Genomic DNA, 12,245 nt, shown 5'->3' on the forward strand with positions numbered 1-12,245 from the left:
CTTAATGATGATGTAAATGACATTTGCATTGTCCTTCTGGACAATTGCAATCCACTTCTTCTACTGCGAAAGATTTTTTCATCTCTAATATTTTTTCTAGTTGATCTATATCATCGAAGCTTAAAACATGATCTTCAATGATGCTTCCTATTACATTTCCGACTTTCTTATTGCAAATACGATTAAAAATATCTTCTGCATAATCCATTACGGCTTCTGTCGCTTCAATATTGGCAGTGTAAATAAACTTTCTACCTTCTTGCTCTGTATTTAGTACGCCTTTTTCAACTAATCGACCTAAGATCGTTTTGATAGTGGATTGTGTCCAGTCCATTTTTTCTTGCAATACGGTAATGACTTTTTTACTAGTTACTCGATCATTTGCCCAAACTACACGCATGACTTCCCATTCTGCATCTGTGATATAAGTATTAAGTCCTATTGTGCTCATTCTCCTTTCCGCCTCGTCGTTTACATATGTAAACAAAAATCCTTAAAATAGGTTTACCATTGTAAACGAATTATGTCAAGTCTTTTTAATAAATGTAAGCAACGCTTATAGATTTTTATCTCTCCACTTCTATCCCATAATAATTTTCATAGTTTTTCCTATACTGAACAAGGTCAGAAAATTGTTCTTTATTTAAAGAATACTCTTGCATAAAGGCTCATTGAATTAGGGATTTTAGAAAACTGATTTAGAGAGTCTTTTAGGTGGCAAGTAGAAAGGCTATGAGTTTAATGCTCATAGCCGTTTTTGCGGGTCTGTAAATAATTTTGTGTATCAACCTAAATCCTGATATAAGGGTAAGGGTTGATACATTTTTTATGTATCAATATTTGTCATTCCTATAGGAATGGAGTTTTTTTAATTGTACACAACTTTAATAAACTGTAAAATTTTCATGAAAATTTGCAGCCGATTTCATACTAAATTATTATCTTAATTAAAACCTTTCTCCAAAAAATATTGATAATTGGGATAAGATTTGATCCCAGCCTCGTATTCTATATGTCCATATGATGATCTAACTGTTCTTTTACTAGTACCGTTTCTTGTATTTAAGGATAGTGGTTTTTCTATATTGAACAAGGTCGGAAAATTGTTCTTTATTCAAAGAATACTCTTGCATAAGGGTGTTCTTTTTTTCTTGCAATTTTGCAATTTATCGAGATTTAATAGTATTTCTTTTATATTTGTTAGTTTTTATAGTTTTCTAATATCTCTTTAACGACTATTTTATAAACAGAAAGCTCACTATAATATTCCTCTGCAAATTGCTTATCTTCAGGATTTTTCTTGTGACATTTATAAATTTCACGATACTTATTTATAGAATTTATATTTTCCATATTTTGTTATAAACTCTTCATTTCAGTTTCAATTTTCTTTATTTTATCTAGCAAGTTTTGTCTATCATCAACAGATTTTTTGATTAGCTCATTGAGCTGAGTGATTGAATTAAATATCAAGCAGAACTGTACTTTTAGTATCATTGTCTTCTCGTATTTTTATAAACTGAATATGGTCAGTAGATTGGTGACTTTTGAATAAAGATAGCAAGATTTTTTCCCTCTTAATTATATAGTCTATTGCCAAATTTACAGCTGATTTTATAATGTATATTTTTGTAATTACTATATTAATCACCAGAACTTTCTTTTGATTTATTAAGCAGTAGAGAATGGATCTGCCATATTTCTCTTGACATTTACACCAATTTTCTAATTCTGTTTGCTCATAATATATTTTTTTACATTGATTTTACCTTTAAACTTGTATTAAATCATCTTCAACTTATTAAAGATAATTATATCAAATAAAGCCTAATTCCTCATTTAAAAAGGTGCCATATTTCTACGACACCTTGTTTTAAATTATTCGATTTTATCTCTCAAATTCTTGACTATAAATACTTGTATTAAAGTACAGAGAAAGTATTTAAACTTAAACAATACAGATCTCTATGATGCTTGATAAAAGTCACATTATTAAGTTGGGAATTGATACCAAGGAAAAAGATTAGATTCGCATTCTTTCTTGAACCGAAAATCAGAGTTTTTTTTTTGAACTAATCCTTCATTGTAGCTACTACTATTATCCAATATTAAATTAATTCTGTATCTAATCATATATAATGCTAACATGGTGACTTTAAAAGCAAATTTAAGCATATAACCTTCAAAATAATCTCTTCCATGAATACATTCATTTCTAATGTTTAGAGAATTACTATTGTACATAAAGTGATATACGAATAATAAATCTGGAGCACTCTCAAACCCATCCAACTCCTCATATACATCTTCTATTAGCTCCCTTAATATAGAACTTGGATCTTTAAATTTCATAAATTCATCAACATTCTCTTTAAATGGCACAATTCCAAATAACTTTCCAAGTTGTCTAATCTCAATTTCTAATAAAGGAAAGAGTTGTGTTAAGTGGCCTAAAGAAATTTGTTCATTAAATGGAATTAACTTAACTCCAATAATTTCTTCTAACAATGCATATAATTCTTTTTCTTTCTTAAATAAAGCAATTACTGAATAAACATTATTTTTATATCTCTCATGTATAGCAGCAACATAAATGCCTACATCTAAAACATTTATAAATTTATATCCATATCGCTCTATAATTTTCTCCACCTGTTTTTTTAAGATATTGTCTGTTTCATGTCTATCAAAATTTATACCAGTATCTTTAATTGGAAATATATTGTTCAGTGTAATTCTACTAACCATATGTATTACTGCATGTTTAGACGTTTCTTCAAGAACTGATATTAGGTCATCAACTTTAGCTAGAATAGTACTATTTGCAACAATAATGGGATTCTCCATAATACTTTTATTGTATTTTTCTACTTCTTCTGTAGAAATCTGGGTACCATATGTAAATTCCTGAAGATTCTTTACTTGTTCTTGGTATTTATTTTTTTGCCAATACTCTTGAATATTGATCATATCTTGTTTCACAATTCTTTTATCAACAATTTGATTAGTTTGGTTAACAGATATGAGAAATAACATCGCTTGGTAGAATAAATTCGCAACTGAAATATCATTTACATCTTTGATTAACTTCAGGAACCTATCCTTAGTTTCATCATAATAAAACTGATTAATATGTCTTGCTATATCGGTATTTTCTAAGTATTGCGTCAAAGTTGGAATATCATTTATATACGAAATGGCTCTATATTTATTTTCTATGTAATCTTTTACACTTTGCATTTGGTCTTTACGTAGGGAAAAAGAAGAACTAAGTCTCACTAATAGATTTACGGAAGTTATAGAGTGTAGATTTTTATAGAATTCTTTTATTACTTCTGTTTTTTCTATCCTATTCATGACTCCTTCATCAAACAACTTAGTCAAAATTTCATATGTTGATGAAGTCAATATTTCATAGTCCTCACCTTTCCTAATCAGCTCTAAAAACAAGTTACAATGACTCTCTATAGTCTTTATATTTGGATCTTTTCGATTTAATAAAAAATCAACAGATTCTATTACGAAATCTGAAATCTGATTGTTGAAATGTTTTTTTAACTGTTTTAATAAATCTGAAGTCCAACATTTATAGTTTGGAACTAGACTATCTCCATTTGAATATATAGGGATTATTTCTCCATTTCTTATTGAAATCTGAAGCATATCTAATAAAGTGTTTTCTTGCCAAGTTAAGCTTGCTTCTCTATCTAATGATTGAAAATTGAAACAGTTTCCCGAGAGTAATCTAGCACCATACATATCAAAGAAATTTTCTGAAAGACCATAAACTACTCTATTCAGGTTATCCTCTATGTGTTGTTTTATTCTTTCAAAGTCTGTTAATTTTATTTTTTCTAAATATAAAATTATCTCATCTTTATCATAATCAAATTCTCGCATATTGAGTGCTTGATGAAAGTTTCTCTGATTCATGAATCGATTATCAATAATATAATTTGAATTATTTCCTGAATTTTGTAATTTAGTTAACCAAACTGATAAAAAAAGGATTTTAGAAAACTCGCTACTTACCTTTTTCGCACAGTTCTCTCTTTCTGTTGCTCCTACATAATATTTTGATATTTCATAAATCTCTTGTAACAATACTGTTCTAAATTGAAAGTTAAAATCACATATCTCTAAAATGTTAATAAAATTGCTTAAGATACGAATCAAAGAATTACTTCTATTTTGATATTCAATATACGAGCTTATGTCTAACAAGTTATAATTATCTTCAATATATTCAATAAACCATTGCCAGTTCTGACTATGTTTTAATATCCCATCTACAAATTTAACATGAATTTCATGGTCTAAATAGTTTTTGTATTTTATTTCTGGCAATTCTCTAATCCTCCTTACTATTAAGTAATCCTTACATCTATTATTTTAATATAGATCATTGTCATTGCTTTTAGCTAATTAATATTCGAATATACAAATATCCCAGTCTAAATACCAGGACTATCGCATTTTTCTAAACCACTAAGAACAATTCACAGCATTATTCTTTTTTTAATTCTTTATCCATTTTTACCAAAAATTTACTCCCACCCTTCTTTTCCAAACGTCCGATATATCCCAAACCATCCAAAATACTAGGTTCTATTTTTTGGAGTATCACTAAATTCACCTAATTGTAGGACGTTTTTAGATTTTTAGTCTCGTCCCAGTACCAGTACCGGATTTAAATGTGATTTCAGAAATATTGATCTTAAGAAGAATCAGAATATAACTTCTCTATTTACGAATCAGATTTTCTTAATCCTCTTGGTAAATTTACGCTATCCTTTGTAACTTAACGATAGAAGACATGATGTTTAATAAAGTTAATTTTTTCAAATAAATATAAGAATAGAGCTTGTATGATTCATTTTTTACAAGCTCTTTTTACAAAAGTTTAAATTCTATTAGAATGACTCTATTAGTTCTAGTTTTTTTAAAGGAGTCATAACTACATCTATTGTATCTCCATCTTTATCAAAAAACTCAACTTCACAATTTTTATCATCATAAATTAAAACAATTGTTCCCTTTGTTCCCTTACTTATTTCTTTGTAATCTTCTTTCAATCCTACAACATCTAATTCTTTCATTATAAGTTTTTAACTCTCTCAGTTTCTCTGTCATCAATCTCAAAAGAGCCATCATTTACTTCATCAAGTCTTTTTATAAGTTTCCCAAGCAGGTCAAGCATTTTGTATTTATCTTTTTTCTCTTGTTCCTTGTCAAAATACACAGGTTCATCATTGTAATTGATTTTATAATATGATGAATATAAATCAGAAATTACATCATTTAGATTTTGAATGTATTCATCATCATCAACTACATCTATTCCTGTAACTAATTCTTTCTTTTTTGTATCATATATATCCTTCCAAAGTGGACCAGATATATAATCTAACATTATTATTAATTTTTTCATTATCTTGACCCTCCTCCTGGATAAACTGATACTATAAATCCATTTGTTCCTACTCCTGTAATTACGATATATTCTCCTTTATATAGGTAAACTTGTTCTAATCCATTATTCTTTCTCTTAGAACTTATTTCTGTTCCATTTTCAAATATATCTTTTATTGCACTAGGTATATTTTCTTTAGAAACACCAAATTTATTTTTAAAATCCTTTTCATGTCCATCAATTATATGCTTAAGACCTTTTGTTTCATTCCCTTTTTCTAGCCATACAAGCCTTTTTTTCTTTGTTTTTGTAATCATAACCACATCTTCTTCATTGAATTTAACACCACTTTGCCTAAGTTCATCCATTAAATGCTCTGGTTTCAATGCTCCTTTAGTGTTTTTGTATAATCTGCTATTACCGGCACCCATTAGATATCACCCCTATAGATTTTTGAAGTATAGGGTTCAATGGAAATAAGATTAGTTTCGTTTATATAATTACCGAATATTGAATCTGGCATTGCACCATAAACATATATTTTTTGTGGGTTTAGTCTTTTAAAAAATTCTTCTAATCCTTTTTCAAAATAGTATCTATTTGAATTTCTTTTTATCTGACCATATGATCCTATTGCATAAGTCCCTTCTTTTTCTAATCCCTCAAAACAAAATTCATAACTTCTTGAGTCGCCCCATCTTACATTTGGTATTACTTTTATACCATTATTTTGATAGTATGCACCCATAACTCTATTCATATAAGTGCTATACATTTGTCTAACAATAGGCATGTCATAGCAAATTGAAAAATCAGGACTTATAACAGCATTAAACTTTTTCAATTCATCCATATACTTTTGAGGATTGTCTAATATTTGCTTGAATGCTCCATCGTAAATGTAAAAATGAATTCCCACATTCTTCTCATTATGCAAATTTCTTTTTTCAAAAGGGATAAATTCTTTAATTCCCTCTATTTCTTCCTTTTTTATTAAAGGCATATCATATTTACCAACCAAACTTACATTTTCTATTAACTTAGGATTAAATCCACTATTTGCGTATTTATAATTACTCAATATATCCCTCCAGCTTAAAACTCTTGATTTTTAAAACTGGATTTAATATAATTAATTTGGAATTATTAGACAATATCCAGTTTAGAAAACATACTTTAGATTGTGCCAAAAATCTGTTTAGTGTGTTTTTTTCTTTTCTATTCATTCTTCCCATCCTTCTTCTTCATACTTTTTATATTGATAATATGCCATAGAAGGTGTCACGTTACATTTTTGTACAATTTCATCAATGGTCATACCTTTTACTAAATGCTTAGGAACTAACAATTCTCCTGAAAAACAATTTGCTTGCCACTCTGGATCTTCGTATGCTCTTCTATTTTTTAGGTCTTCTTCTTTTCTACAAAAAGAAACTGTTTCTTCTCTATGCTTTATCCAATGTAATAATTCATGACTACAGGTCGATCTTGAAAATCCATCATCCTCGCAAGCCTTATCATAAATGTCTTCTCTTAATTTTATTAAATTTTCTGATGAAATAGTTTCACCTAATTTTGACCCCATATCATCAGAAGTGCATATTTCTAAATTAAGCTCTCCTTTATTAGATAAAAATTCTATAACTTGAACTATTGGAAAATTAATATCCCTTTCAAAACCAAATAACTCTCTAAGTCTATTAGCCAGTTTTCTTATATCTTTTCTAGATAAAGGGTCTGCTATATATCCACCCATATCACTCACCATCCTTCTTGAAAAATATTTTCATTTTGTCCACCTCTTCTTTATTCATATTTTCTAATTCCCTTGCAAAAGAAAATGCCAATCTTTTCTTTTCTTTACTTAAATCTTCAAGATTAATTTCCAAAGACTTCTGAGATTCTTCGATTGCTGTCATTAATTCATCTTGTTTTTCTTTATCAAGATTATATAAATTGACAATCGTATCATACCAAGACTCTGGCATTTTCTTTTTTCCATTTTCAACTGCTGATAAAAAAGATGAGCTGACGTCGAGCTTTGTAGCCATTTCTTTCATTATTTCACCACAGTCTAATCTTAACTTTCTTAAAAAAATCCCAAGTTGTGTAAGCATAATATCCTCCTTTCGAAATTATTATACACCCTTTTAAAATTATTATACACCATTTTTAATATTAAATAAACCTATATAGGTTTATTTAATATTTGTTTTCTAAAACGTTATTTATAGTATAGCCTTTTTTATAATCATAAAAAAACACAAGTGTTTATTTTTGGGTGAGTGTGGATAAATAAGAGTTTCTAAGGACAAAAAATTAGACCGCAGCTTAAATCTACGGTCTAATATTTTGTCCAAATGTAAACCACTTGGAACTATTATTCAATGTATTCTTTTTTACTTCCAGTACCATTTGAGTACCAGTAGCCATTTTTCATTCTCTTTATAGCTTGTAATCAAGCATTTTTGAAAATTTTGCTACTACTCCCCGAGAATAGGGGATGTTCCTTTTATATCAACACTTAAGCTGGCTTTTTCTTGTTTTGGCATACTTTTGGCATACCTGTAATACTATTCCCTTTAATATGCTGGTTACCATTAAAGTGAATTTTAGAATGTGAGGCAGGTTGAATATCCATGCTTCCTTCCATCTTAGAAGCTAATTCAATATCATTATTGCTAAACATGTGAGCATAGTACTTAAGCGTTGTCATTGGCGTTTTATGTCCGAGCCTATGACTCACCGTTAAGACATCAGCACCAAGTTCAGCAATCAAATATGAAGCATTAGAGTGGCGTAATCCTCGGCCATTGATTCTAGATACTCCAGCCAATTTAGAATAACGTTTAAGCCACACACTTAAAGTAGACTTATTAAGTGGGCAGTTATCGCAACTGAATACGAAATCATGAATATTATATTTAGCCTGTTCCTTCTTCCACTTCTTTAAAACTTCAAGTAATTCAGCATCAATGGTAACCGTTCTTCTACTTGCATCATTCTTTAAATATGGTACAAGTTCATAGTTTAGCTTACTTGAATAGTGCAAATTGTTGATAAATCTAACTTTTCCGTTAATTAGATCAATATCTGACATCTTAAAGCAAATCCCTCGTTAACTCGGCATCCAATCCGATAGTAGAAAAGAAAAGTAACGTAGATTAACTCTTCATAAAAAGTATCAGTATTGATAGAAGCTAATACCTTCTCAAATTCTGGCATTGTCCAATAATTTTCAATATTTCGACCTTTTGGAATTGATTTAGTCTTTAAAGAAGGGTTAGAAGCTATTAACCCGATTTCTACGGCATAATCTAGACTTTGACGAAATGCAGTATAAATCAAACTAGCATAATTTCTAGAAAAACCTGAGTCCGTTAATAACCACGTACGATATTTTTCACAGTCTATTACTTTAATGTCCTTAAGCTTGATTTCTCCTAAAAAATCTACGCCTTTCAGCATCATTAAATTGTGAGTATCGTAAGTACTTGCTTCAACATCTCCACGGTATTTGGGTAAATAACGATCCTTCATAAAAGAAGCATAGCTAATATTATCAGCTGAAACATTAGCATATAGTGCTTGAACACGTTGTGCCTCTTTGTATGCTTGATAAGCCGAAGAAAAGGGATGCTTCAACGCATCCCTTCTACCCTTTTTTAACTTCTTTTTACCATTGGCATCAGTGCCAATGAAGATTTGATAGAAATATTTACCATTTTTATCTTGGTAAACGTTTGGGTAACGCGTTTTCAAAAGTTATCGTCCTCCTTAAACGGAACACCGATAACTTCAGCAACAGCTTTAGCAGGAACAAGCCCCACTCGTTTTCCATTGTAAAACGCATATCCTTTTTCTATCAGCTTTTTCTTAGCTAGCCGAATAATTCTTCTAGCTTGGTTGTCGCCAAAACCCAGTTGGCGAAGATCTTTATAATTAACAAACTCTTTTTTCATTGTTAAAACCTCGACATTAGTAGATAATAAGGCTGAACATCCCTCGCATAGGTTTGTTCAGTATCAAAGGCTAATCATTGTCTTGGCGGGCGTGATTAGTCTTTTTCTTATCCGGAATGTTGTCATAAAATTCAGTTATATGAATCAACCGCTTACCATCTTTTAATTTCTGTTTTCGGTTAAAAGTAGCATCAGCTGTTATATCTTCTGATAATCCTAGATCTTTTAGCACCTGACCTTTAAAACCCTTAAAATTGGTAGGTCTCTTGATTCCCCTTGAATTACGATAAATATGAACCCCTGAAGGATAGAAGTGTAATCTAGCACCTTTCAAAATCGATTTACTTTTGACATTAGGCATAATCTCATCCTTAGGCATATCTGTTAAATATGCCATCAAATAAGCTGCTACATTGTCACTGTCCTTAAGTCTTTTGGTTTTAGTAAAACCCTGACGCCACATAGGTGCTATTACAGAATTATTGTCAAGATAGGGGAGTTTTCCATTTTTCTTTTTAATAAGGCCATGCAAATGCCAACTCCCAGAAGCTTGTGGCTCAAGGACTACTAAGATACTCACAAGAACCATACTTAGCAATAAACCGCCGCCAAAAGGCTTTAAAATCCTTGTACACCCTTGAAGTGTCAGTCATTGGTTTTCCATTAACTTGCTTGTAAGTTAGCGTTATTCATATATCGCCAGCTTGGAAGTTACCTATAATTAATCTTCTAAGATTTTTGAAAGTTTTACGTAAGTTCTCAGTTGATTGAATTCTCTGGCTATTTCTGTGATAGTCCTTAACCTCACCAGTTGCTAAGTCAACATAGTTATCTTTAGACAACGGTTTAATTCTTTGTTTTCTTGGTTTATAATCTGTCACTTCTAGTACATCGCCATAAAGATGAACATTAACGGCAGCATGTTTATTGATTTTCTTTATTTTTTGATGCATTGTACTAAAATCACCCATTAATCAAGTTAATAGTGGTTGCTACGCAACCACAGCGCTAGCGCGCCTGCTGGCACTTCAAACATCATTGACTGGTAAAGAACAAATACTTCTTATCATCTTGAGTATTACTTAATGCTTGTTTTAAATAGTCCCATAATTTATCTGGCTCAATTTCTGGCATACAAAAGGGTATTACATAACCCGAAGATGTCAGACCTTCAATCCAAGCGTAAGCTTCTCCAGTTTCTAATCGCATCTCAGGAATTTGAATGTCATTGCCAAAAGTCAACCGATAAGAATTCATATTAGCATCCCCAAAATGAAGCTTAAGACCAGCCTCTTCCTGAACACTACTATTTAAACCAGAGTTAACTACACTTATTTGCTGACTTATAATTCCTAGACCAAAACCTGGAACGCGATTTAGCATCGAAATATCAGTAATCAAAGAATTCCATTTATATCGCAAGTCTTTATCCGCTTTAGTCATTCCCTGATTAAAAGAAGCATTTGTAGCACTCCATTCGTCAATTAATAAGTAATACATTGGCATACCTAACGCACCCGCTGTTGCACCAAATTCTTTATCTCTCAAGAATGCAAGACGTTCATGCATTTTTCCATCGTAATCAGACACCACTTTAATAGCATCTTCCTTATTAGTTGCTACCCTTCCAGTTGGAAGAATATCACCTAATCTTGCAAGATCAGAATTTTTAAAATCTACGCAATAAATTTGAGTCGGCAATTGCACGGTGCCAAGAAATTCACAAGGGCTAATCCTTGGAAAAGAAGCAAGTTCAGCAATTAAGATCAAAGTGCCATAAGTCTTACCACTACCCCTAACACCTGCTACAAGAAAATTAATTTTCTTGTATGCATCAATAGATAACGATTTGCTTAGCGTTAGAAGGTAACTCATATTACCACCTCAATCGATCGTTCTTAATTCCACGAATAATCGTGAAATAAACCCATCCATCTGAGTGGTACTGTGCATTTTGAATTGAAATATTACATCTATTGTAATTAAGAAATGCTTCTAATGAATCTCTAAATTGGTCACTAATTAACCACTGACGTAACTTACCTATTGCCTCTATTCTCAATCCATCCCTAGTCTTTCTAACGTGAGGTAATTGTTGATACCGAGGATCATAGGGATCTGGAGCAGTAGTATTACTTTGATACAGAAAAGCTTTCATCTTCGGAGAATAAATTACCGATAAATCTACATTTTTAGAGTGAAGGAGTCCTCCAAATCTAATTTCATCATAATGAAGATAAACCCAGTAGCCCAAGCATCCCAGAGCCAACACTAGAGAACAAATTCCAAAGAAAATGCAGTATTGCCCAAACCATGGGACTTGAAATGCCAGAATAAATAGCGCAATTGCACAAGCTAAGAATAGCCAGCCCAACGGTGGAATTACCTTTTCAGGAGTTCCACCTTCTTGTGGCTTACGTGTTCGAGTTGACATTAATTCTCACCTCCTCTTTCTTTAACAAAATCAAATCCATCCGCTTTAAGGGATAGTTGATTTTGAAAATCACCAAAAACTACACCTGATGGGTTCTTTAATTTAATAAACCCACGATTATTTCGATCAACTTTTTCAGCGGTCAATCCTAAAATCTTAACATCTAATTCTGAACCTTCATTTGAAGTTTCATCCTTCTTGTATTGCGTGTCATCTGTCCAGATAGTAACCTTGAGCTTAGCTCCGATTACTTTGCCAGAGTCAAAATCCTTCAACTCACTCTCTTGCATAAGAAGCAATTGCTTACCTGCAAGGAAACCCTTAGCATCAAACTTGACGAAATCTCTTAGACCTTTAAGAGCCATTCTATGTACCTCCTTGGTACTTAAAAAACATGAGTACTACTACTCATCAACAACATTTTTGAATTTTGGTT

17 protein-coding genes and 3 pseudogenes are annotated in these 12,245 nt (G+C 31.1%); all 20 read right to left on the minus strand.

Annotated elements, in window-relative coordinates:
- Window position 1 precedes the first annotated feature (1 nt).
- Window positions 2-451 carry a CopY/TcrY family copper transport repressor gene (locus G6Z82_RS05495; protein ID WP_006729495.1) on the minus strand — a complete coding sequence of 150 codons (450 nt, stop codon included), beginning with the start codon at window positions 449-451 and terminating at the stop codon, window positions 2-4.
- A gap of 115 nt (window positions 452-566) precedes the next feature.
- Window positions 567-662, minus strand: a pseudogene (locus G6Z82_RS06740) (mobilization protein); the annotation flags it as partial.
- A 381-nt stretch (window positions 663-1,043) separates the two neighbouring features.
- Window positions 1,044-1,464: pseudogene (locus G6Z82_RS05500) on the minus strand (relaxase); the annotation flags it as partial.
- Window positions 1,465-1,643: 179 nt separating this feature from the next.
- Window positions 1,644-1,712: pseudogene (locus tag G6Z82_RS05505) on the minus strand (plasmid mobilization protein); the annotation flags it as partial.
- 280 nt (window positions 1,713-1,992) lie between these two features.
- Window positions 1,993-4,347 carry a hypothetical protein gene (locus G6Z82_RS05510; RefSeq protein WP_006738224.1) on the minus strand — a complete coding sequence of 785 codons (2,355 nt, stop codon included), beginning with the start codon at window positions 4,345-4,347 and terminating at the stop codon, window positions 1,993-1,995.
- 160 nt (window positions 4,348-4,507) lie between these two features.
- The gene (locus G6Z82_RS06675) at window positions 4,508-4,636 is read right to left on the minus strand and encodes a hypothetical protein (RefSeq protein ID WP_006729492.1); all 129 of its coding nucleotides are present in this window, start codon (window positions 4,634-4,636) and stop codon (window positions 4,508-4,510) included.
- Between the two features lie 277 nt (window positions 4,637-4,913).
- Window positions 4,914-5,099 carry a DUF4926 domain-containing protein gene (locus G6Z82_RS05515; RefSeq protein ID WP_006729491.1) on the minus strand — a complete coding sequence of 62 codons (186 nt, stop codon included), beginning with the start codon at window positions 5,097-5,099 and terminating at the stop codon, window positions 4,914-4,916.
- Window positions 5,099-5,431, minus strand: coding sequence for a hypothetical protein (locus G6Z82_RS05520; protein WP_006729490.1), 333 nt, complete (start codon window positions 5,429-5,431; stop codon window positions 5,099-5,101). The genes G6Z82_RS05515 and G6Z82_RS05520 overlap by 1 nt, the downstream gene beginning before the upstream one ends.
- Entirely contained in the window at window positions 5,431-5,844 is a 414-nt protein-coding gene (locus G6Z82_RS05525) for a putative barnase/colicin E5 family endoribonuclease (RefSeq protein ID WP_006729489.1), read from the minus strand. The genes G6Z82_RS05520 and G6Z82_RS05525 overlap by 1 nt, the downstream gene beginning before the upstream one ends.
- Entirely contained in the window at window positions 5,844-6,494 is a 651-nt protein-coding gene (locus tag G6Z82_RS05530; protein ID WP_006729488.1) for a DUF4417 domain-containing protein, read from the minus strand. Before G6Z82_RS05530 ends, G6Z82_RS05525 begins: the two co-directional genes overlap by 1 nt.
- Window positions 6,495-6,635: 141 nt before the next feature.
- Window positions 6,636-7,169, minus strand: coding sequence for an ImmA/IrrE family metallo-endopeptidase (locus G6Z82_RS05535; protein ID WP_006730543.1), 534 nt, complete (start codon window positions 7,167-7,169; stop codon window positions 6,636-6,638).
- Between the two features lies 1 nt (window position 7,170).
- Complete coding sequence (locus G6Z82_RS05540) at window positions 7,171-7,530, minus strand: helix-turn-helix domain-containing protein (RefSeq protein WP_006729485.1); 360 nt, start codon at window positions 7,528-7,530, stop codon at window positions 7,171-7,173.
- Between the two features lie 407 nt (window positions 7,531-7,937).
- Window positions 7,938-8,513, minus strand: a complete 576-nt coding sequence (locus G6Z82_RS05545) for a site-specific integrase (protein ID WP_006729484.1) — start codon at window positions 8,511-8,513, stop codon at window positions 7,938-7,940.
- Entirely contained in the window at window positions 8,495-9,175 is a 681-nt protein-coding gene (locus G6Z82_RS05550; RefSeq protein ID WP_006729483.1) for a tyrosine-type recombinase/integrase, read from the minus strand. The genes G6Z82_RS05545 and G6Z82_RS05550 overlap by 19 nt, the downstream gene beginning before the upstream one ends.
- Window positions 9,172-9,375 (minus strand): DUF3173 family protein, encoded by a 204-nt coding sequence (locus G6Z82_RS05555; RefSeq protein ID WP_164785913.1) that lies wholly within the window; start codon window positions 9,373-9,375, stop codon window positions 9,172-9,174. Before G6Z82_RS05555 ends, G6Z82_RS05550 begins: the two co-directional genes overlap by 4 nt.
- Window positions 9,376-9,445: 70 nt before the next feature.
- Window positions 9,446-9,964 carry a rolling circle replication-associated protein gene (locus tag G6Z82_RS05560; protein WP_006729481.1) on the minus strand — a complete coding sequence of 173 codons (519 nt, stop codon included), beginning with the start codon at window positions 9,962-9,964 and terminating at the stop codon, window positions 9,446-9,448.
- 100 nt (window positions 9,965-10,064) lie between these two features.
- A complete protein-coding gene (locus G6Z82_RS05565; RefSeq protein ID WP_006729480.1) occupies window positions 10,065-10,346 on the minus strand; it encodes a hypothetical protein in 282 nt (93 codons plus the stop codon).
- 64 nt (window positions 10,347-10,410) lie between these two features.
- On the minus strand, window positions 10,411-11,250 hold the full coding sequence (locus G6Z82_RS05570) for a P-loop NTPase family protein (RefSeq protein WP_006729479.1): 840 nt from the start codon (window positions 11,248-11,250) through the stop codon (window positions 10,411-10,413).
- 1 nt (window position 11,251) lies between these two features.
- Window positions 11,252-11,809 (minus strand): hypothetical protein, encoded by a 558-nt coding sequence (locus G6Z82_RS05575; protein ID WP_164785914.1) that lies wholly within the window; start codon window positions 11,807-11,809, stop codon window positions 11,252-11,254.
- Window positions 11,809-12,174: a hypothetical protein gene (locus tag G6Z82_RS05580; RefSeq protein WP_006729477.1), complete on the minus strand. Its 366-nt coding sequence runs from the start codon at window positions 12,172-12,174 to the stop codon at window positions 11,809-11,811. The genes G6Z82_RS05575 and G6Z82_RS05580 overlap by 1 nt, the downstream gene beginning before the upstream one ends.
- Between the last annotated feature and the right edge of the window lie 71 nt (window positions 12,175-12,245).

It is taken from the genome of Lactobacillus iners, assembly GCF_011058775.1.
Classification (GTDB): Bacteria; Bacillota; Bacilli; order Lactobacillales; family Lactobacillaceae; genus Lactobacillus; species Lactobacillus iners.

Coding starts and splice junctions, on each gene's coding strand:
- G6Z82_RS05525 (WP_006729489.1), bottom strand. CDS start 5,844: ATGGGTGCCGGTAATAGCAGATTATACAAAAACACTAAAGGAGCATTG.
- G6Z82_RS05520 (WP_006729490.1), bottom strand. CDS start 5,431: ATGAAAAAATTAATAATAATGTTAGATTATATATCTGGTCCACTTTGG.
- G6Z82_RS05580 (WP_006729477.1), bottom strand. CDS start 12,174: ATGGCTCTTAAAGGTCTAAGAGATTTCGTCAAGTTTGATGCTAAGGGT.
- G6Z82_RS05495 (WP_006729495.1), bottom strand. CDS start 451: ATGAGCACAATAGGACTTAATACTTATATCACAGATGCAGAATGGGAA.
- G6Z82_RS05560 (WP_006729481.1), bottom strand. CDS start 9,964: ATGGTTCTTGTGAGTATCTTAGTAGTCCTTGAGCCACAAGCTTCTGGG.
- G6Z82_RS05565 (WP_006729480.1), bottom strand. CDS start 10,346: ATGGGTGATTTTAGTACAATGCATCAAAAAATAAAGAAAATCAATAAA.
- G6Z82_RS05545 (WP_006729484.1), bottom strand. CDS start 8,513: ATGTCAGATATTGATCTAATTAACGGAAAAGTTAGATTTATCAACAAT.
- G6Z82_RS05540 (WP_006729485.1), bottom strand. CDS start 7,530: ATGCTTACACAACTTGGGATTTTTTTAAGAAAGTTAAGATTAGACTGT.
- G6Z82_RS05555 (WP_164785913.1), bottom strand. CDS start 9,375: ATGAAAAAAGAGTTTGTTAATTATAAAGATCTTCGCCAACTGGGTTTT.
- G6Z82_RS05535 (WP_006730543.1), bottom strand. CDS start 7,169: ATGGGTGGATATATAGCAGACCCTTTATCTAGAAAAGATATAAGAAAA.
- G6Z82_RS05515 (WP_006729491.1), bottom strand. CDS start 5,099: ATGAAAGAATTAGATGTTGTAGGATTGAAAGAAGATTACAAAGAAATA.
- G6Z82_RS05575 (WP_164785914.1), bottom strand. CDS start 11,809: ATGTCAACTCGAACACGTAAGCCACAAGAAGGTGGAACTCCTGAAAAG.
- G6Z82_RS05570 (WP_006729479.1), bottom strand. CDS start 11,250: ATGAGTTACCTTCTAACGCTAAGCAAATCGTTATCTATTGATGCATAC.